The organism is Bacillus sp. SKDU12, from assembly GCF_010093085.1.
Taxonomy (GTDB): Bacteria; Bacillota; Bacilli; order Bacillales; family Bacillaceae; genus Bacillus; species Bacillus mexicanus.
Genome location: NZ_MSRC01000001.1, coordinates 161676 through 182344, shown reverse-complemented (window position 1 = coordinate 182344; position 20669 = coordinate 161676). Strand labels below are relative to the sequence as shown.

The 20669-nt window shown below is 42.8% G+C and carries 21 protein-coding genes and 1 other annotated feature; of the genes, 17 read left to right on the top strand and 4 right to left on the bottom strand.

What is annotated here, in order from left to right:
- Nucleotides 1-10 precede the first annotated feature (10 nt).
- Nucleotides 11-790 carry a phospholipase YtpA gene (gene ytpA / locus BTW01_RS00890; RefSeq protein WP_162101182.1) on the top strand — a complete coding sequence of 260 codons (780 nt, stop codon included), beginning with the start codon at nt 11-13 and terminating at the stop codon, nt 788-790.
- A gap of 20 nt (nt 791-810) precedes the next feature.
- Entirely contained in the window at nt 811-1914 is a 1104-nt protein-coding gene (gene tbcS / locus BTW01_RS00885; protein WP_162101181.1) for a tetraprenyl-beta-curcumene synthase, read from the top strand.
- On the opposite strand, the gene BTW01_RS00880 is transcribed toward tbcS, so the two are convergent.
- A complete protein-coding gene (locus BTW01_RS00880) occupies nt 1904-2488 on the bottom strand; it encodes a class I SAM-dependent methyltransferase (protein WP_162101180.1) in 585 nt (194 codons plus the stop codon). The genes tbcS and BTW01_RS00880 overlap by 11 nt on opposite strands.
- The gene (locus BTW01_RS00875; protein WP_162101179.1) at nt 2485-3453 is read right to left on the bottom strand and encodes a TIGR01212 family radical SAM protein; all 969 of its coding nucleotides are present in this window, start codon (nt 3451-3453) and stop codon (nt 2485-2487) included. The genes BTW01_RS00880 and BTW01_RS00875 overlap by 4 nt, the downstream gene beginning before the upstream one ends.
- Nucleotides 3454-3614: 161 nt before the next feature.
- Here BTW01_RS00875 and BTW01_RS00870 point away from each other — a divergent pair, with 161 nt between their 5' ends.
- The 12 genes from BTW01_RS00870 to BTW01_RS00815 all read left to right on the top strand — a co-directional run bounded on the left by BTW01_RS00870 (nt 3615) and on the right by BTW01_RS00815 (nt 14068).
- The gene (locus tag BTW01_RS00870; RefSeq protein WP_162101178.1) at nt 3615-3887 is read left to right on the top strand and encodes a YtzC family protein; all 273 of its coding nucleotides are present in this window, start codon (nt 3615-3617) and stop codon (nt 3885-3887) included.
- 155 nt (nt 3888-4042) lie between these two features.
- Complete coding sequence (locus tag BTW01_RS00865; RefSeq protein ID WP_162101177.1) at nt 4043-4180, top strand: hypothetical protein; 138 nt, start codon at nt 4043-4045, stop codon at nt 4178-4180.
- Nucleotides 4181-4214: 34 nt separating this feature from the next.
- Complete coding sequence (gene ytrA, locus BTW01_RS00860; RefSeq protein ID WP_162101176.1) at nt 4215-4607, top strand: GntR family transcriptional regulator YtrA; 393 nt, start codon at nt 4215-4217, stop codon at nt 4605-4607.
- The gene (gene ytrB, locus BTW01_RS00855) at nt 4600-5478 is read left to right on the top strand and encodes an ABC transporter ATP-binding protein YtrB (protein WP_162101175.1); all 879 of its coding nucleotides are present in this window, start codon (nt 4600-4602) and stop codon (nt 5476-5478) included. The genes ytrA and ytrB overlap by 8 nt, the downstream gene beginning before the upstream one ends.
- Nucleotides 5472-6458: an ABC transporter permease gene (locus tag BTW01_RS00850; RefSeq protein ID WP_162101174.1), complete on the top strand. Its 987-nt coding sequence runs from the start codon at nt 5472-5474 to the stop codon at nt 6456-6458. The genes ytrB and BTW01_RS00850 overlap by 7 nt, the downstream gene beginning before the upstream one ends.
- 31 nt (nt 6459-6489) lie before the next feature.
- The gene (locus tag BTW01_RS00845) at nt 6490-7467 is read left to right on the top strand and encodes an ABC-2 transporter permease (protein ID WP_162101173.1); all 978 of its coding nucleotides are present in this window, start codon (nt 6490-6492) and stop codon (nt 7465-7467) included.
- Between the two features lie 15 nt (nt 7468-7482).
- Nucleotides 7483-8178 (top strand): ABC transporter ATP-binding protein YtrE, encoded by a 696-nt coding sequence (gene ytrE, locus BTW01_RS00840; RefSeq protein WP_162101172.1) that lies wholly within the window; start codon nt 7483-7485, stop codon nt 8176-8178.
- Nucleotides 8168-9484, top strand: coding sequence for an ABC transporter permease (locus tag BTW01_RS00835; protein WP_162101171.1), 1317 nt, complete (start codon nt 8168-8170; stop codon nt 9482-9484). Before ytrE ends, BTW01_RS00835 begins: the two co-directional genes overlap by 11 nt.
- A 98-nt stretch (nt 9485-9582) precedes the next feature.
- Entirely contained in the window at nt 9583-10278 is a 696-nt protein-coding gene (bceR, locus tag BTW01_RS00830; RefSeq protein WP_162101215.1) for a two-component response regulator BceR, read from the top strand.
- On the top strand, nt 10271-11275 hold the full coding sequence (locus BTW01_RS00825; protein ID WP_162101170.1) for a HAMP domain-containing histidine kinase: 1005 nt from the start codon (nt 10271-10273) through the stop codon (nt 11273-11275). The genes bceR and BTW01_RS00825 overlap by 8 nt, the downstream gene beginning before the upstream one ends.
- Nucleotides 11276-11376: 101 nt before the next feature.
- The gene (gene bceA / locus BTW01_RS00820) at nt 11377-12138 is read left to right on the top strand and encodes a bacitracin ABC transporter ATP-binding protein BceA (RefSeq protein ID WP_162101169.1); all 762 of its coding nucleotides are present in this window, start codon (nt 11377-11379) and stop codon (nt 12136-12138) included.
- Entirely contained in the window at nt 12128-14068 is a 1941-nt protein-coding gene (locus BTW01_RS00815) for an ABC transporter permease (protein ID WP_162101168.1), read from the top strand. Before bceA ends, BTW01_RS00815 begins: the two co-directional genes overlap by 11 nt.
- Nucleotides 14069-14101: 33 nt before the next feature.
- Here the strand turns inward: BTW01_RS00815 and BTW01_RS00810 are convergent, their stop codons facing one another.
- On the bottom strand, nt 14102-14806 hold the full coding sequence (locus tag BTW01_RS00810; RefSeq protein WP_162101167.1) for a hypothetical protein: 705 nt from the start codon (nt 14804-14806) through the stop codon (nt 14102-14104).
- A gap of 188 nt (nt 14807-14994) precedes the next feature.
- On the opposite strand from BTW01_RS00810, the gene BTW01_RS00805 reads away from it, so the two are divergent.
- Nucleotides 14995-16188, top strand: coding sequence for an MDR family MFS transporter (locus BTW01_RS00805; RefSeq protein WP_162101166.1), 1194 nt, complete (start codon nt 14995-14997; stop codon nt 16186-16188).
- A gap of 30 nt (nt 16189-16218) precedes the next feature.
- On the opposite strand, the gene BTW01_RS00800 is transcribed toward BTW01_RS00805, so the two are convergent.
- Complete coding sequence (locus BTW01_RS00800; RefSeq protein WP_162101165.1) at nt 16219-17004, bottom strand: blue-light photoreceptor; 786 nt, start codon at nt 17002-17004, stop codon at nt 16219-16221.
- A gap of 412 nt (nt 17005-17416) precedes the next feature.
- Between BTW01_RS00800 and BTW01_RS00795 the strand changes: the two genes are divergently transcribed.
- Together BTW01_RS00795 and leuS are read left to right on the top strand one after the other, a co-directional pair.
- On the top strand, nt 17417-17752 hold the full coding sequence (locus BTW01_RS00795; RefSeq protein ID WP_162101214.1) for a DUF4257 domain-containing protein: 336 nt from the start codon (nt 17417-17419) through the stop codon (nt 17750-17752).
- Between the two features lie 102 nt (nt 17753-17854).
- Nucleotides 17855-18069, top strand: a binding site (T-box leader).
- Between the two features lie 109 nt (nt 18070-18178).
- Nucleotides 18179-20593, top strand: a complete 2415-nt coding sequence (leuS, locus tag BTW01_RS00790) for a leucine--tRNA ligase (protein ID WP_162101164.1) — start codon at nt 18179-18181, stop codon at nt 20591-20593.
- Nucleotides 20594-20669: the final 76 nt, after the last annotated feature.

Genomic DNA, 20669 nt, shown 5'->3' with positions numbered 1-20669 from the left:
GGTGAAGAGCATGTGGACCTGGAAAGCAGACAGACCTGTTGCCGTGATTGTGATCATTCATGGGGCAAGTGAATATCACGGACGATATAAATGGCTGATTGAAATGTGGAGATCCTCAGGCTATCACGTGGTTATGGGCGACTTGCCGGGTCAGGGGACAACCACAAGAGCCAGAGGTCATATTCGCTCATTTCAAGAATACATTGATGAAGTAGATACTTGGATAGATAAAGCGCGAACCTTTGAGCTGCCGGTTTTTCTTCTTGGTCACAGCATGGGCGGCCTGGTCGCGATTGAATGGTTTAAACAGCAAAGAAATCCCCGCATTACGGGAATCATTTTATCATCCCCGTGTCTCGGACTGCAAATTAAGGTCAATAAAGCGCTTGATTTTGCATCAAGAGGCTTGAATGTCATTGCTCCGTCGCTTAGGGTTGATTCGGGATTATCACTTGATATGGCGACGCGCAATGAGGACATCATCGAGGCCGACCAAAATGACTCGTTATACGTCAGAAAGGTATCTGTCAGATGGTACAGAGAACTGTTAAAAACAATTGAGTCAGCAATGGTGCCGACAGATGCGTTTTTAAATGTGCCGCTTCTTGTCATGCAGGCTGGTGACGATAAGCTCGTCGATAAAACGATGGTCATCAAGTGGTTTTCAGGTGTTGCTTCCCGCAATAAAGCGTATAGAGAGTGGGAAGGGCTTTATCATGAAATATTTAATGAACCAGAAAGAGAAGATGTTTTTAAAACAGCAAGAGCGTTTACTGATCAATATATTTGAACTAATGGGGGGTGCATGTGTTGACAGTACCGGAACATCCTTTTGGACTGATGGCAAAGGTATATCGAGACATTTTTCCGCTCGTCCATCAAGAGCTGGACATATGGAAACAAAAATCAGAATCAATTCATAACAGTGAATTAAAAGCACAGGCAACCGCAAGTATTCGTGACAAAACGTTCCACTGTGAAGGTGGCGGCATACTGGCCTTGTTGTCAGGCAATCAAAAGCAAAAATGTGTCGAGTTTATCACCGCGTATCAAACAATCAGCGATTACTTGGACAATTTGTGTGACCGCAGCACCTCGCTTGACCCGCAGGATTTCAGAATGCTCCATGCCTCAATGCAGGACGCACTGACAGTGGGGGCGGAACCGCAAAATTACTACCAGTTCAGAGAAGAGCAAGATGACAGCGGATATTTGCATGAATTGGTTAAAACGTGCCAGCGTGTTCTTGGTTCAATTGAGCATTATCATCTGATTAAACCTTATCTGCTTGAGCTGTGCAGCTATTATTGTGATTTGCAGGTGCATAAACATGTCATTGAGCATGAACGTGTTCCGCGGCTTGAAAAGTGGTTTGCTCAATATGAATCAGAGCTTCCTAAGATGGAATGGTATGAATTTTCAGCTTGTGCAGGCTCGACGTTAGGCATTTTCTGTCTTGTTGCGTATTCATTCCAGACTGAGTTCACAGAAAACACCGCTAAAAAAATCCGCAATAGCTATTTTCCTTACATACAAGGTCTTCACATTCTGCTTGATTATTTGATTGACCAAGAGGAGGACTTGCTGGAAGGGGACTTGAATTTCTGCTCGTATTACGAATCGCATGAAGAAATGATGAAGCGGCTTGAACACTTTATCCAAAAAGCCGACGAGCATTTGCAAGGCATTCCGCATGAAAACTTCCATCGGTTAATTAACCGAGGCTTGCTGGGCGTTTATTTGTCAGATGATAAAGTGGCGGGCCAAAAGAAAATGGGCCGGCTCGCGAAAAAGCTGATCAAAGCAAGCGGAAAAACCTCCTTTTTCTTTTATATTAATGGCAGAGCCTACCGTAAATTTCAAAAAATGGCCTGGATGAAAAACGCAAAGAAAAAAGCTCAAATCATTTGCTGATTTGAGCTTTTTTTTCGATGGCGACAATAAATGGCGGATCATTTTGCTGGTTGATAAATCCGTATGTTAACACTCGGACAGCTTCTTGATCCAAACCTTGGCAAAAGTCGAGCACGTCATTTTTTTCTGCTTTGCCTTCCGGATGGCCATGATAAACGACCAGAACAATCAGGCCTTCCTCTTTCATGATGCTGAGCAGCTGTTCAATTGCTTGAATGGTTGAATTCCCGCTCGTCGTAATCGATTTGTCTCCGCCAGGCAGATAGCCGAGGTTAAACATAGCGGCTGCCACTTTACCGTGTGTTTCCGGCGGGAGAGATTCAGCGATTTTGTCATGGCTTTTGTGAAATAATGTTGCTCTCTGTTGATAAATCTCACCAAGCCGTTCCTTCGTATTTGCCACAGCTGATTCCTGAATGTCGAATGCGTACACATGGCCGTGTTCACCGACAAGCTCCGCTAAAAATTGCGTATCATGTCCATTGCCCATCGTTGCATCTACGACGATATCTCCTTCTCCCGCGGCCATTTTCAGCAGTTCTTTACTATAAGGGAGAATTTTTTTCAAAATCATAAAGCAGGTCCCTCCTGAAGCCGCTGAAACAATTTTCCTTGATAGCTGCCGCGATTTTCAAGCTCTTTATTAATGGCGCCAAGCACTTCCCATTTGTTAACGCTCCACATGGGCCCGATCATCAACTCAATCGGTCCGTCACCTGTAATACGGTGGACGATCATTTCCGGGGGAATGATTTCAAGCTGATCACAGACGAGCTGCACATAGTCATCTTGAGAAAGAAATTCCAGTTTCCCTTTTTCATATTGCTTGACCATCGGCGTGCCTTTCAATAGGTGCAGCAGATGGATTTTAATGCCTTGGACGTCCAAATCTGCGACTGCCTTTGCTGTTTCCATCATCATATCCCGATCTTCCAGCGGCAGTCCGTTGATGATATGCGAGCAGACACGTATGCCGTGTTTTCTTAATTTATCGACACCTTCTGTATAGCAGGTAAAATCATGTGCGCGATTGATCAGAAGAGCTGTCCGTTCATGAACCGTTTGAAGCCCAAGCTCAACCCACAAATATGTGCGTTCATTCAGCTCTGCTAAATATTCAACGACATCATCGGGCAGACAGTCTGGGCGCGTGGCGATCGAAATGCCGACCACATCATCAAGCGCGAGGACAGATTCGAATTTCTCGCGAAGCTCTTCAACAGGCGCATGCGTATTGGTGAAAGCCTGAAAATAGGCGATGTATTTGCCGTCCTTCCATTTTTCGTGCATGCGGTTTTTAATGTCATGGAATTGCGTAATTAAATCATCGGCCCGGTTTCCGGCGAAATCGCCAGAGCCTGCTGCGCTGCAAAATGTACAGCCGCCATGGGCAACGGTGCCGTCACGGTTCGGACAGTCAAAGCCGCCGTCCAGCGCCACTTTAAATACCTTATGGCCGAAATGTTCTCTAAGATGATAATTCAATGTATGATAGCGTTTTTCCGTATTAGAATAAGGAAAAGGATTGTTCTGCATCACAATTCATGTGCCTCCTTGCGTACGATTGCATCCTAAAATTGTAGCACGCATTTCACAAGAGAACAAATGAATATCGACCATAAATTACTTTATTGAATGAAGTCAGATGAGGCTACAATATGAAAGATGGATTGTTTCCATTACCAAGAGGAGGGGTTACTGTGGCAACAAGACAATCAGTAGATGAACATCTCCAGCAATGTATGCAGGCATATGATTATGCTGAAGAGCAGCTGACAACCGCTTCAAAACAAGAGCATTATAACGAGCAAGAATACAGTGATGCACAAATGCAGCTTGAAAATGCGGTAAATGCCTTGAATAAGCTGTGGCTGTCTTCAAATGAACAGCAGAGAGAACAGCTGTACAGAATGAGGCTCCAGCTTCAAACGTTGCAAAACAATATGATATTGCAGCATCCTCTTGATGTGTAAGAAACGACGGACCCTTTGGAAGGGTCCGTTTTTTTTGTAAAAAAGGATTGACTTTATATGCTTAAGTATTTATTGTATTAAGTGTACTAATTGACATAATACACTATAGACACTAAAATAAAATCATTTATATATTGAAATTAAGGGAGGCAGTTATGAAACGTAAAAAACGAAACAAACGTAACGTGCCCTTGCTGATTGCGGCATCTGTAATCGCTTGTTCTTTTTTTATTGTTCTTGTGATGATCGGTTTTGAATGGCAAAAAAGTATAATTGATCAGTTTTATCTATAAAAAGGATCAGATCGTATAGAAAGTAGGGAAGTAAATGATTCAAATCGATCCAAGAAGCTCAACACCGATTTACGAACAAATTATTCAGCAAATGAAAGAGCTTTGTTTGAAAGGGATCATGAGGCCTGGTGATAAGCTTCCTTCTGTCAGAGAATTGGCGACGATCATTATCGCAAATCCAAACACTGTCAGCAAAGCATATAAAGAGCTTGAACGAGAGGGAATTATCGAAACGCTGCGCGGCAGAGGAACGTATATATCGGAGCGTGCAAAAACGACATTGGTTGAAGGGAAGATGACGATGATTAAAGAGCAACTCAAACAGCTCATCATCGATGCGCACTATGCAGGGGTTGAGCTGGAGAAACTGCAAGAATGGATAAAGGAAATCAGCGCTGATGTGAAGGGAGGAAAAGGAAATGATTGAACTACGGCAGCTGTCAAAAACGATTGACGGCCATCAAGTATTAAAGGACGTTTCATTAACAATCGAAAAAGGAGAAATCTTCGGATTGCTTGGCCGCAACGGATCAGGCAAAACGACAATGCTTCGTTTAATCCAGCAAATCATTTTCGCGGACAGCGGGACGGTTTTGTTTGACGGCGTAGAAATCAAAAAGCATCCGAAGGTGAAACAGAATATCATCTACATGCCTGTTCAGAATCCTTTTTACGATAAGTATACATACAAGCAGCTGGTCGATATCCTGAGAAGAATGTATCCGAAGTTTGATGTCACGTATGCGAATGAATTGATGAACAGATACGAAATTCCGGAAACGAAAAAATATCGCGAGCTGTCGACAGGCTTGAAAAAACAGCTGTCGCTCGTACTCTCGTTTGCGGCGAGACCGGCGCTGATTCTTCTTGATGAGCCGACGGACGGGATTGATGCGGTGACAAGGCATGACGTGCTTCAGCTGATGATCGATGAAGTGGCGGAACGTGATACAAGCATTCTCATCACTTCTCACCGGCTTGAGGATATAGAACGGATGTGCAACCGAATTGGGTTTCTTGAAGACAACAGGCTGACCAATGTCATGGATATGGATGAGTTAAAAGAAGAATATATCAAAATTCAAATGGCTTTTGACACAGATGTCAATTTGGCGATCAGAGAGCAAAACATTCCGATGCTTGATCAGGCCGGCGTGTTTTACACGGTGCTGATTCCGAAAAGCGACGAAGAGAAGAAGAGCTTTTTAAAAGAGCTGAAGCCAAAAGTGTGGAACGAGCTTCCTGTCAACTTGGAAGAAGTGTTTATTGCGAAGTTTGGAGGGAAGCGGAGATGGTAAACCGAGGTCTCCTCTATCGAGAGTGGAAGCAGAATCAAGTGGTGATTTTGCTTAGTATTGTGTTTTTAGTGTTTGCAAATCCTTTAATGGTTTATCACGGATATACAAGCAGCCAGGCGTGTCTGGCGCATTATGATCCGCATTATTGTTCTTTTATTTTGAATTACCATATAAATAGCAACATTCAAAGAAATTGGGTTATAGGAATTATATTGGCAGTTTTCTTGATGGGGCTTGAACGTTCGAAAGGTTCGATGGATTTTTTGTTAAGTCTTCCATATACAAGAAGACAAATTTTTCAAACGAAATTTTGGTTAGGCGCTGTTGTTATTGTGTTTTCCCAATTGATTGGATTTTTGTTGGCATGGCTGCTTATTTTAATTTTAAAACCCGAACAGGTAAACTATTTTGGACATGAAAGCATTGGTGTGATCATCACAAGCTTTATGTTTTACTCATTAGTAATGGCCGCTGGGACATTAGCTGGGAATGCTTTTGCTCAGTTATTGACAGCTTTTGCAACCTCGATATTGCCATTTTTAATTATCGATTTGCCGTTTTATAATCTAAAGATCATTTCAGGGGTTGAAGCTTGGAAACTGATTTTTAATATTGAGCAGTATCAGTTTGAAAATAAACTGATGGAATTCGCCCCTCTTATGTATATGGAATCAGGTACATGGGTTATGGAAAGCAAATATTTATTGCTTATTCCTGCAGTGATGAGTATTCTCTTTTATCTCATTGCATCTATCAGTTTTACAAAGCATCACAATGAACGAAATGGACACTTCTTTTTGTGGAGAACATTGGATCGGCCTATACAGATCCTAGTCATCGTGTTGGGTATTTTAGGTTTCGGTTTAATAGGACATTCTGTGGGCAAATCCATAGTGGGTTACATTATCGGAATGATTATCGGGGGAACTGTAGGATTTTTGATCAGCTATTTTTCCATCTATAAAAAAGTAAGACATTAAGAAACGGCTTAGCGTTTGGAGGGACATACAAATGCCGGATTACGGCCTGCTTTATAAAGAGTGGAAGCAAAACAAAGCTCTGTTAGTAATCGTCATTTTCGTTTCAATTCTAGGTAATCCCTTATCGATTTTTAATATGTATCTTACCTATCAAGGCTGCATCGCTCATCAGAACGAGTGGAATGAAACCTGCGTATTTACGATTAACTACTTAAACGGCACATTCACCTCATTCTTTTGGATGTTGGGTGTCGTTTTGGCGGTCAGCCAGCTTGGAATTGAACGAAGCAAGAGCTTGTTTGATTTTACATTAAGCCTTCCATATACACGAGGGCAGATATTTAATGCGAAGTTTCTCACCGGCGGAATGGTGATTGTGGTGCCGCAGCTCATAGGTTATGTTTTGTCTGTTTTGCTGATTATGCTTTTGAATCCTGAAAAAGTGCTTCATTTTCATCACCTTAGTATAGGGATGATCCTTATCAGCTTAATGGCTTATTCGCTAGTCATGGCCGCAGGTGCTTTAACAGGAAATATTTTTTCACAGCTGCTGGTTTCATTTACTGTTGCTATCTTACCTTTTCTATTAATTGCTTTACCAGCTGAAAATTTAGAGATTATATCTGGACAGAATGGCGCGTTTTTAAATACTGAAATACCTGATTGGCTTCAGTACATTATCCCAATTATATTTGTTAATCCCGAATGGATGATGGCTCCAGCTCAATACCTTTTCTTTCCGGCAGCTTGGAGCATCATGTTCTACATCATCGGCTACGTCAGCTTCATCAAGCTGGCAAATGATCGAAACGGATATTTCTTTTTGTGGAAAGTATTGGATCGCCCGGTGCAAGTCATCGTCATTATCATTGGAATTTTAGGTTTTGGCTGTTTTGGATACTCAGTAAGCGAGAGCTTTTCCGGCTACCTAATTGGCATGGCCGCAGGTGCTGTGATTGGGTTTTTGATCAGTTATTTTACGATTTATAAAAAAACGAAACTATTGTAAGGGGAGAGAGAAAATATGATTGATGTTCAGCATATCGACCATTCTTTCACGATCGGAAAAAAAGGCCGTGAGAATGAAGTTCCAGTATTGAAGGATGTTTCATTAAGCGTGGCGAAAGGGGAAATCGCCTGTATTGTCGGGCGAAGCGGCTCAGGAAAGTCAACGCTTTTGAATTTGATTTCCGGCTACATCTCGCCGACAAAAGGGCGGATTGTCATTGATGGCGCTGATGTGACGGGTTTTAATGAAAAGGAATGGGCGAAGTTTCGTCTTGATCATTTCGGGTTTATTTTTCAAAGCTTTCAGCTGATCCCTGGCCTGACAACGTATGAGAATGTTGAAATGCCGCTGGCGTTAAAAGGAATCAAACCGTCTGAGCGCAAGCAAAAGGTGCAGGATATGCTGAAGCGAGTCGGTCTGAAAAATCACGCCGCTCATTATCCGAATGAACTGTCAGGCGGACAGCAGCAGCGTGTCAGTATTGCGAGAGCGTTGATTTTAAATCCATCTATTATTTTAGCGGATGAGCCGACGGGTAGCCTTGATTCAGAAACGGAGCAGGAAGTGTTGGAATTGATCCAGCAATTGAATCGCGAGCGGGGCATTACATTTGTGATCATCACCCACGATGATGAGGTCGCTTCTATCGGACATTCAAAATTTCAGCTTCATGACGGTGTGTTAAAAGGGGGAATTACCGATGAGGTTTAAAGATCAGGTTCATTTTATTAGAAGAAATATGAAGAAAAACAGGCTCCGCGTCTTTATGACGATTCTTGCGACCACAATGGCGTGTGCGTTTTTAGTTGTCCTGTCGTCGGTTGGGTTCGGAATTCAAAAGACGATTACAGATATGACGATGAGCCAGCAGATTGTAACGGAAATTCAGGTGTACGGAAAATCGGATGGGAAAGATCTTAAAAAGGCTGATTTAGAGAAATATGACAATGTCAAAGCGGTGGTAGAAAGGACAACGGTATACGAACCGGTTGAAGCGAAGCTGGGAGATCGAACCAATACGAATTCCACTTTGGTTTTCACAAACATGGACGATGAATTAAAATCCAATATGGAGCTGGCAAAAGGACGCACTGCAAAGTCAGAAAACGAAATAGTAGTTGGATATAATTTTGCTAAGTATCTATGGACGAAAAAGGATTCCGAAGATTACGAAAAAGAAATCAGCAAATCCCAAGTGAATGATGAGGAAGTTAAAGAGCCAAAAGGGTTTACAAAAGATGTGCTGAATAAAACGATCCAGCTCAATGTCTCTAAAACAAATGAGGAAACCGGCAATGTTGATGAAGAAAAGTCTTATGATTTTAAAATTGTCGGCATTACGAAGAAACCGAATACAGATTGGCAGGAAGATAATGATATTTTTGTGAGCAACAGCTTTAAGCACGATTTTTCGAAGTTTCTGGATTTATCCAAAGACAGCAGTTCTGTTGAAAAAAGCACTAAAGTGTATGCAGACAAATTTGATCATGTTGAACAGCTGACAAATGATCTGACGGATGACGGTTACCATGTGATGTCCGTAACAACGCAGCTTAAGGGAGCCAACACCTTCTTCATGGTCTTCAAAATCGGCTTGATCTTTGTGGGCTGTATCGCGGTTATTATCTCTGCAATCGGCATTTTCAACACGATGACGATGGCAGTGACAGAAAGAACGCAGGAGATCGGAATTATGAAAGCGATTGGGGCGAGTCCGTCTATCATTCGCCGTATGTTCTTAATGGAAAGCGCGTATATCGGAATTTTAGGCTGTGTGATTGGGATTATCATTTCTTACGGTGTGAGCTACCTTGTCAACCTGGCCGTTCCGATGATTCTCGCGGCGACAAGCGGCAGCGATGCGGGCGATCTGAATTACACATTCTCCTACATCCCGGCGAGCCTTGTCATTATCGCTGTTGTGATTTGTGGGGGGGTTGCGGTGATTTCCGGTGTGAACCCGGCGAGAAAAGCGACAAAAACCAACGTGCTGACAGCGCTGAGAAGAGAATTATAAGATGTATAAGCCGGCTGAGACAGTCGGCTTTCTTTATAGTGTATGATGGTGGCGTTTTGCTATACACTTGATAAAAAAGGAAAAGTGCGGTGAGTCGATTGTTTAAACTTTTGCTGATTGAAGATGATGAATCGCTGTTTCATGAAATTAAGGATCGGTTAACGGGATGGTCTTATGATGTATATGGCATTCAGGATTTCAGTCAAGTGCTTGAGGAATTTGCGGCGGTTAAGCCTGATTGTGTCATTATTGATGTCCAGCTGCCTAAGTTTGACGGATTTCATTGGTGCCGGCTGATCCGCTCCCGGTCAAATGTTCCGATTCTCTTTTTATCCTCACGTGATCATCCTGCTGATATGGTAATGTCTATGCAGCTTGGAGCGGACGATTTTATTCAAAAACCGTTTCATTTTGATGTGCTGATAGCGAAAATCCAAGCAATTTTCCGGCGCGTGTATCATTATAATACGGAGCCGAGCGCGATCAAAACGTGGTGCGGCGCGGCTATAGACGCGGAGCAGAACCTCGTCAGCAATGACAAAGGTTCCGTAGAACTGACGAAAAACGAAATATTCATTCTCAAACAATTGATAGAACAAAAAAACAAGATCGTCAGCCGGGAAGAGCTGATCAGAAGCTTGTGGAACGATGAGCGTTTTGTAAGTGATAATACGCTGACCGTCAATGTCAATCGCCTGCGAAAAAAACTGGACGCTCTGCAGCTTGGCGCATATATCGAGACAAAGGTAGGCCAAGGCTATCTCGCGAAGGAAGAGGATCAATTCTATGATTAAAGCGTTTCTCATTGAACGGCGAAGCTGGATTGCCGCGTTTTTGTTTCAGCAGATTTTGATGTTATTTATTGCTTTTGTTGATTCTGCCATTTCTTTTGAAAATGTTCTTTATCTGGTATATTTATGTGTATTGTTTTTTATCATATTCCTTTGGGTTCGCTATCGGAAAGAAACGGCGTTTTATAAAAGCTTGAAAACATGGGAGAACAATCTTGATGCGACAGCTATAAATGAACCGGAAACGCCGTTTGAATCGATGGTTGAAAGGAGCATTGCCGGACAAACGAACTACTTGAAACAAACCGCAGCCCAGCATCGTTTGGCTTTAGAAAATGAAAAAGATGAGCTGATGGCCTGGATTCATGAAGTGAAAACACCATTAACAGCAATGCATTTACTCATAGATAGAATGGAGGACCAAGCTTTAAAATCCCAGCTGTCATATGAATGGCTACGTATTCACCTGCTTCTTGATCAGCAGCTTCATCAAAAACGCATATCATTTATTGAAAACGACCTGTCTGTAGAGCGCATACAGCTCCGGCCTTTGATCTTCAAGGAAATCAAAGAATTACAGTCATGGTGCATCCAGAAAGGGATCGGCTTTGATATTCAGCTGGAGGTTGAGGAAGTGCTGAGCGATGCGAAATGGCTTGCGTTTATCATTCGGCAGCTGCTGACAAACGCGGTGAAATACAGCGAAGCCTCTGACATTGAGATCAAAAGCGTTCAAAAAGGGGAACAGACGCAGCTTGAAGTGAAAGACTTTGGCAGGGGAATTGATCAAAAAGATGTGCCGCGCATTTTTGATAAAGGATTTACATCCACAGTCGATCACCATAATCAAGCCTCTACTGGCATGGGGCTGTACTTGGTGAAAAAAGCAGCGACGCCGTTATTGATCCATATTGATGTGCATTCGGAGTTCGGTGCAGGGACAGTTTTTACATTAATCTTTCCAAAACGGAATCAATTTGAACGTGTCATGAGCATGTGACGAAAATGTCACATGCTTTTCTTTTTTGTTCGCCCAATCGAAGGAAAAGCCCGGCATTCCTTTTTATAATGAGATTATCCAAAATAAAGGAGATTTTAGAAATGATGATCTTAGAAGCAAATAAAATTCGAAAAAACTATGGGAACAAGCTGAATAAACAGGAAGTGCTGAAGGGCATTGATATTCATATCCAAAAAGGCGAATTTGTCAGTATTATGGGTGCTTCCGGATCGGGCAAAACCACTTTGCTTAACGTACTGTCTTCGATTGATCAGGTCAGTCATGGAACGATCAACATTAACGGAAACGAAATGACTGCTATGAAGGAAAAGCAGCTGGCTGAGTTTCGAAAACAGCATTTAGGCTTTATCTTTCAAGACTACAACTTGTTAGACACATTAACAGTGAAAGAGAATATCCTTTTGCCGCTATCGATCACGAAACTGTCAAAAAAGGAAGCCAATCGCAAGTTTGAGGAAGTTGCAAAAGAGCTGGGGATTTATGAATTACGAGATAAGTACCCGAATGAAATATCCGGCGGCCAGAAGCAGAGAACATCGGCTGCGAGAGCGTTTATTCATGACCCAAGCATTATCTTCGCTGATGAACCGACCGGCGCGCTCGATTCGAAATCGGCCTCTGATCTGTTAAACAAACTGAGCCAGCTCAATCAGAAACGCAGCGCTACGATTATTATGGTCACTCATGATCCGGTAGCGGCCAGCTACTGCGGCAGAGTCATTTTTATTAAGGACGGGCAAATGTACACCCAGCTGAATAAAGGGGGCCAAGACAGGCAGACGTTTTTCCAGGATATCATGAAAACGCAAGGCGTGTTGGGCGGGGTGCAGCATGAACATTAATCAGCTCATCCTAAGAAATTTAAAAAAGAATCTTCGGAATTACTATTTGTATGTGTTTGCGCTAATCTTTAGCGTGGCGCTTTATTTTGCCTTTGTCACGCTCCAGTATGATCCCGCGATTAATGAAGTAAAGGCTTCAATCAAGGGAGCCGCGGCTATTAAAACCGCATCGATTTTGCTTGTCGCTGTGGTGACGATTTTTATTTTATATGCAAATACGATATTTATTAAAAGACGGAGTAAAGAAATCGGGCTGTTTCAATTAATCGGGATGACAAAGCATAAAATCTTCCGCATCTTAAGCGCAGAAAATATCATGCTGTATTTCGGCTCTTTAGCCATCGGAGTAGTGGCCGGGTTTTCAATCTCAAAGCTTGTGCTCATGATCTTATTTAAAATTGTCGATGTCAAAGCTGATGCAAAACTGTATTTTTCTGATCAAGCCTTAATTCAAACGATTATTGTGTTTTGCGGCATTTACCTCTTGATTATGCTCATGAATTACAAATTTATCAAAAAACAAAGCATTTTATCTTTATTTAAAGTAGTGTCTTCTACTGAAGATAAAGTGAAGCGAATTTCATTTTTCCAAATGCTGATCGGCGCTTTAGGCATCGTGCTGATTTTGACAGGATACTATGTGTCTTCTGAGCTGTTTGGCGGAAAATTTAAGACCATTAACGAACTGTTTGGCGCGATGAGCTTTATCTTAGGGACTGTTATTATTGGGACGTTTCTCTTTTATAAAGGATCGGTCACATTTATCTCAAACATCATTCGAAAAAGCAAGGGCGGCTACCTACATATTTCCGACGTCCTGTCCCTGTCATCGATCATGTTCAGAATGAAATCGAACGCGTTGCTGCTGACGATTATTACAACCGTTTCAGCGCTCGCCATTGGGCTGTTGTCTCTTGCTTACATCTCCTATTACTCGGCAGAAAAAAGTGCTGAACAAAACGTGGCGGCTGATTTTTCATTCATGAATGAGAAAAATGCCAAACAATTTGAAAACAGTTTGAGTGAAAGTAACATTTCGTATGTGAAAAAAGAAACTCCTGTTCTGCAAGCGGCTTTTGATGTCACAAAAATTATGGATGGAAATCCGAAAGAAATGCAGGGTGATCCTAGCAAATTACAACTTGCTGTTGTGAGCGACAAAGATGTAACAGGAGTCGACGTAGCTTCAGGGGAGGCGGTTTTCTCAGGGTATACCGATTTACTGCAAAAACTTATGATTTTAAAAGACTCCGGCAGCATAAAAGTAAAAAGTAAAAATGAAACACATCGATTACACTATAAAGGATTAAGAGATGAGTTTCTTGTATCATACATGTTTACAAGCGGGGGGATGCCTACAGTGGTAGTAGATGACCGCTTGTATAAAAGGTTGAACAAAGATAAAGACCCCCATATTCAGCTGGCGCAATCTGAATTTATCGGCATCAACGTGAAACATGAAGACCAGCTGGAAAAGGCAAATGAGCTTTTTCAGAATGTGAATAAAACAGGTCAGCACTTATCAAGACTGGATACAGGGATAGCACAAAAATCACTGTTTGGAATCGTGATGTTCATCGTCGGTTTCTTAGGGTTAACGTTTCTGATTACATCAGGCTGTATTCTTTATTTTAAACAAATGGGTGAAAGTGAAGATGAAAAACCGAATTATACGATTTTGAGAAAACTTGGTTTTACGCAGGGGGATCTGATGAAGGGGATACGCATCAAACAAATGTACAACTTCGGGATTCCGCTCGTTGTCGGTCTTTTCCACAGCTACTTCGCCGTCCAATCCGGCTGGTTTTTATTCGGGTCAGAGGTGTGGACGCCGATGATTATGGTCATGGTGATATATACAGCGCTTTACTCCATTTTTGGTTTTCTATCTGTCCAATATTATAAGAAGGTAATGAAATCTTCATTATAAAATGGAAAAGCTCCAGAAATTCTGGAGCTTTTCTTATCGTTTTGGTGCCCGGTAGCCGGCGGCTTTAGCCTCTTCAACTGAGCAGAACATTTCAGCAGGATCAGTTGTCCGGTCATAGTATGTACTGCCTGGTGTGTGATAGATGCCGCTTTTGCTTCCTTTAATGTTACAGCCTTCTGTTTTGTCAGCTGTTTTGACTTCACCAGCTTTATTTGTATGGCTTGAAGAATTTTTAGTGCTTTCATGAGAACGCGCAGGCTGGCTTTTCGCCTCACTTAATTGCTTTTCAAGGTTTGTTTTATCTTCTTTGAGCTGTTTTTGATTATCTTGAAGTTTTTTTGTTTCAGCTTTTAATGATGTCTGAGTCTTTTTTAGTTCGCTATTTTCTTTTTCGAGCTTTTTAAGCTTGTCTTGGTCTTCTGTGCTGTCTTTCAATTTCTTTGCTTCAGCGCTGACAGATTGATATTCTTTCTCAAGTGCTTCGTGCTCTTTTGCGAGACTTTTATATTCGGTGTTCAGCTCTGAATATTTTTTCTCAGCATTTGCTGCAGCGGCATCAGGCTCTGATAATCCTGCTCCGGTGAAGAGAAGCACGAGACCTACTATCAAAAGCGGCCAAAAAAGTCTTTTAGAGAAACGTTTTTCCTTTTTTAGCATATATCCGGCGAGGTGGTACAATCCATAGCCAAGCGAAAGGAGACATGCAAGAAAACCTAAGAATGCTAATGTCATTTCCATAAAATTTCCCCCTTTTCTATTTATTTTACATTTTACAAACAATATTTGTTAGATTTTTTTACGCTCATCAGTTGAAAAATGTGAGATAGACAGATAGAATGAATGTGCTATGATCACTCGATTCGTACGGAGCCGTTTTAGGTTTCGTTTTTTTCATGAGCTTTTTTAGGTAAGAAAGGGGGATGAGTATGCCGCGTGCTCTTAAAATATTAGTTATTGGAATGTTTATCAATGTGACCGGAGCTTCTTTTTTGTGGCCGTTGAATACGATTTATATTCATAATCAATTAGGAAAGTCATTAACAGTAGCCGGACTTGTCCTGATGCTGAATTCCGGCGCCAGTGTAGCAGGAAATTTATGCGGCGGTTTTTTGTTTGATAAAATCGGCGGGTTTAAATCGATTATGCTCGGAATTGCGATTACGTTAGCAAGCTTAATGGGTCTTGTCTTTTTTCATGATTGGCCTGCCTATATTGCACTGCTGACGGTTGTGGGCTTTGGTTCCGGTGTTGTTTTTCCAGCCAGCTACGCCATGGCTGGGGCAGTGTGGCCTGAAGGGGGAAGGAAGGCATTTAATGCGATCTATGTCGCGCAAAACGCGGGGGTGGCCGTCGGCTCAGCGCTTGGCGGTGTCGTGGCGTCTTTCTCGTTTTCGTACGTATTTATGGCGAATGCCGTATTGTATCTGCTCTTTTTCTTTATCGTATATTTCGGATTTCGAAATATTCAGACGAAGGATGCGTCTCAAACATCCGTGCTTGATTATGATGCTGTGAACGGCAAAGCGAAATTTGCCGCGCTGATCATATTAAGCAGCGGCTATGTACTAGGCTGGCTTGCTTATTCTCAATGGTCTACCACGATTGCTTCATACACGCAAAGTATTGGAATATCTCTTTCCTTATACAGCGTGCTGTGGACGGTTAACGGAATTTTAATTGTGCTTGGCCAGCCGCTTGTCAGCTTTGTGGTGAAAAAATGGGCGGAGTCACTGAAAGCGCAAATGGTCATCGGATTTATCATTTTCATTGCATCTTTCAGCATGCTGCTGACAGCAAAACACTTTCCGATGTTTCTGGCTGCCATGGTGATCCTGACCATCGGAGAAATGCTTGTCTGGCCTGCAGTGCCGACGATTGCCAACCAGCTTGCCCCTAAAGGGAAGGAAGGATTTTACCAAGGCTTTGTCAACAGCGCGGCTACAGGCGGCAGAATGATTGGTCCGTTGTTTGGCGGTTTGCTTGTTGATCATTTCGGCATTCGGGCTCTTGTTTTATCTCTTTTGGTGTTGCTGATGATCAGTATTGCCACAACGCTTTTTTATGACAAACGGATCAAACCGGCAAAAGACAGAAATAAGCAGGCGTCAATCATTTCATAATAAAAGCTCCCGCCTGACGGCGGGAGCTTTTTACATAATCGGAAGCACATTAACGGCATCCTTTACATTTAAAAATGTTTTCAATGATGAAAAATTGGCATCTAATCTATTCATTTTCATGGCCAATTCGGGCTTAATGCCGGTAATGATTAATTCAGTGCCAGTCAATTTCAGCAAATGGCTCAGCTTGAAAATCTGGTCGGCAGTTTGTTCGGTCACTTGGGCCAATCCAGATAAATCAATGATCAAATAATCATCTTTGGACGTTGATAAGATATTCGTCAATGTGCAAACGATCGAATGAAATCGTTCCTCTGTCAGGTTACCGACTAGCGGAAGAGCCGAAATGCCGTTGCGAATTGGGACAATTGGCGTTGAAAGTGCGGTAATTTCTGTGAGGGAATCCTCGAGAAGTTTTTCATACTCTTTTTGCTGGGTGATGTCTTTTTGAATCCCTACAAAATAGGTCTTGCCTTCGGTCTCAAGCGGATCAATATTCAATTCATTCCAGAACATTGTTCCATCTTTTTTATAGTTTTGGATCTGAACGGTAACCGGCTCTTTATTTTGTATTGCTGTTCTGATGGTATCTACTTTAGCGGGGTCTGTGTGTTTCCCCTGTAAAAAGCGGCAGTTTTTTCCTACAATATCCTCAGCTTCGTAGCCGGTCATTTGAATAAATCCATGATTAACGTAGACGATCGGATTATCTTCGAGTGCGGGGTCTGTAATGACTACACCGACTCGGGCGTGATCAAGCGCTTTTTTGATGATTTCTAGCTGTCCTTGTATTTCGAATGATTGAAAATTAGCCATGTAAATCCCCCTTAGGCAGTCAGCTAACTGTGTGAAAGCCTAGTATTCCCCTTTTATTAAATGAATTCTACAGTAACCCTAGCATAACGTATGTTCTTGTTCAAGCAAGGGCGGTTTGTGATTTGTCATTTGTCATCAAGGCTTGTCCTCGTATACACTAAAGCTAAGAACATAAATTGAACATATGAACGGAAGAATGTTGTATAAGCTTAATAAGTAACTAGGTAAATGTCACCGGCTGAAAAATGAATCCAATGCATCAAGCTTACCGATCATGTGTTCACATATAATGGAAGAAACAAGCTTTTTTCAGATTTGCCAGTATGTAGATATCGAAAATCATCGGAAATCGTGTAAGGGGGCTGGATGGCCTGAAGTCGCTTTACGAAATAAGGGCTTTAGGAAGGTGATGATAAAGATGCTGCATCAGGTACTTATTGCTTGTGTAATTGGAGGAATCATGGGGATTCTCGGTCATGTGAAAAAGAGAGGCAGGCTGGAGAAACCCAGAATGACGAAGCGGTTTATCTACCTTGGCTTTTTGGAAGATTGGTTTATCGGAATGACTGCTTCCATATTACTTGTATTATCCGCTGACCCCGATTCAGGAATTCAACTTGTCATCTTATCCATTATTTCAGGTTACGGCGGTGAAGCTGTTCTCAGAAGTTTTGACTTTGTGAGAGAAATGAAAAGCGGCGGCGAATCAGCCGAGTCCAAACGTCAAACCAAAACTCCACCCGAATAATTGTCCTCATTCTTCGCCCGTTCAGGGTACATTCCCATTGTATACAAACCTGCTTGCACTTATGAACAGAATTCTATAAAATACAGGTAAGATTACGGTTGCGATAAGACAATGAAGAGGAGCAGTAAGAAGCAGATATTGTTACAGAGAGTTGACGGCTGGTGAAAGTCAATCAAGTTTGTTTCTGAACTCACCTCAGAGTTGCAGCGGTAAAAAGCCGCTGACGCATAACTGCGTTAAAAGTATCAAGTGAGTGTGGCGCATGCCGCGCTAACGAGGGTGGTACCGCGGGAAAACGAAAGTCTCTCGTCCCTTATAGGGATGAGGGAGTTTTTTTTGGTTTGGGAATATTCTGAATATAATCCTCTCCTTTCCGTCAATACTTGAACCATACACGCCGTATTCAATCAGAAGGAGGTTTTTACTTTGAGTTTTCAGCACAAACAGATAGAAAAGAAATGGCAAACATATTGGCTGGAAAACAAAACATTTGCCACTCTTGATCATAATGAAAAACCAAAATTTTATGCGCTGGACATGTTCCCTTATCCGTCTGGAGCGGGGCTGCACGTCGGTCATCCTGAAGGATATACCGCCACAGATATCCTGTCTCGCGTGAAACGCATGCAAGGCTATGATGTCCTTCATCCAATGGGGTGGGATGCATTCGGCCTGCCGGCTGAGCAATATGCGCTTGACACAGGGAACGATCCCGCTGTGTTTACGAAGCAGAATATCGATAATTTCCGCCGCCAAATTCAAGCGCTTGGCTTCTCATATGACTGGGATCGTGAAATTAATACGACTGATCCGGAATACTATAAATGGACGCAATGGATTTTCTTAAAACTTTACGAAAAAGGTCTTGCTTACGTTGACGAAGTGCCTGTAAACTGGTGCCCTGCGCTCGGAACAGTTCTCGCCAACGAAGAAGTCATTGACGGCAAGAGCGAACGCGGCGGCCATCCTGTCGAGAGACGCCCAATGAGGCAGTGGATGCTGAAAATTACAGCATATGCGGACAGGCTGCTTGAAGACTTGGAAGAGCTTGACTGGCCGGAAAGCATTAAAGATATGCAGCGCAACTGGATCGGCCGTTCTGAAGGCGCGCACGTTCATTTTGCTGTAGATGGACATGCTGAATCCTTTACGGTGTTTACGACAAGACCAGATACGCTTTTTGGCGCTACATACACAGTACTTGCTCCAGAACATGCATTGGTGGAACACATCACAACAGCTGAGCAAAAAGAAGCTGTTGAAGCATATATCAAAGACATTCAATCAAAAAGTGACCTTGAGCGTACAGATCTTGCGAAAACAAAGACAGGCGTTTTCACAGGTGCTTATGCGGTCAATCCTGTAAACGGAGAAAAATTGCCAATCTGGATTGCCGATTACGTGCTTGCATCATACGGAACAGGCGCGGTCATGGCTGTTCCAGGCCACGATGAGCGTGACTTTGAATTCGCGAAAACATTCGGCCTTTCGGTGAAGGAAGTCGTGAAAGGCGGAAACGTTGAGGAAGCAGCTTACACTGGTGACGGCGAGCATGTGAACTCTGATTTTCTGAACGGTCTTAACAAGCAGGAAGCGATTGAGAAAGTGATCGCTTGGCTGGAAGAAACGAAAAACGGCGAGAAGAAAGTGACATACCGTCTGCGTGACTGGCTCTTCAGCCGCCAGCGTTATTGGGGCGAGCCGATTCCAATCATCCATTGGGAAGATGGGACATCAACGGCTGTACCGGAAGAGGAGCTGCCGCTGATTTTGCCGAAAACGGATGAAATCAAACCGAGCGGAACAGGTGAATCACCGCTTGCGAACATAAAAGATTGGGTGGAAGTCACAGATCCTGAGACAGGTAAAAAAGGAAGAAGAGAAACGAATACAATGCCGCAATGGGCGGGAAGCTGCTGGTATTTCTTGCGCTATATTGATCCGCACAATCCGGATCAGCTGGCATCACCAGAAAAATTGGAAAAATGGCTTCCGGTTGATATGTATATCGGGGGCGCAGAACATGCCGTGCTTCACCTTCTGTATGCCCGCTTCTGGCATAAGTTCCTATATGATATCGGTGTGGTGCCGACGAAAGAACCGTTCCAAAAGCTGTACAACCAAGGAATGATTCTCGGCGAAAACAACGAAAAAATGAGTAAGTCGAAAGGGAATGTAGTCAACCCTGACGAAATCGTTGCTTCTCACGGTGCTGATACGCTGAGGTTGTACGAAATGTTCATGGGGCCGCTTGATGCTTCAATCGCCTGGTCTGAATCAGGATTAGACGGCGCGCGCCGCTTCCTTGACCGTGTATGGCGCCTGTTTGTTGAAGAAGGCGGTGAGCTTAATGGCAAAATCGTTGAAGGCGCTGGTGAAACATTGGAGCGCGTATATCATGAAACTGTCATGAAAGTCACAGACCATTATGAAGGCCTTCGTTTCAATACGGGTATTTCCCAGCTGATGGTCTTTATTAATGAAGCGTATAAAGCAACAGAACTGCCGAAAGAATATATGGAAGGCTTCGTGAAGCTTCTTTCTCCGGTCGCGCCTCACTTAGCGGAAGAGCTTTGGGAGAAGCTTGGCCATTCTGGCACGATTGCATATGAAGCTTGGCCTGTATATGATGAAACGAAGCTTGTCGATGATGAGGTTGAAATCGTTGTTCAGCTGAACGGAAAAGTAAAAGCGAAATTACAGGTTCCTGCCGATGCGACGAAAGAACAGCTGGAACAGCTTGCTCAAGCAGATGAAAAGGTCAAAGAGCAGCTTGAAGGCAAAACGATTCGAAAAATCATCGCGGTTCCTGGCAAACTCGTCAATATTGTGGCAAACTAAGTTTGAAAAAAATCCCCTTTGCCAAAAGGGGATTTTTTTCATCAGGCTCGAAATAGCAATCGCCCGGCTGACTTTG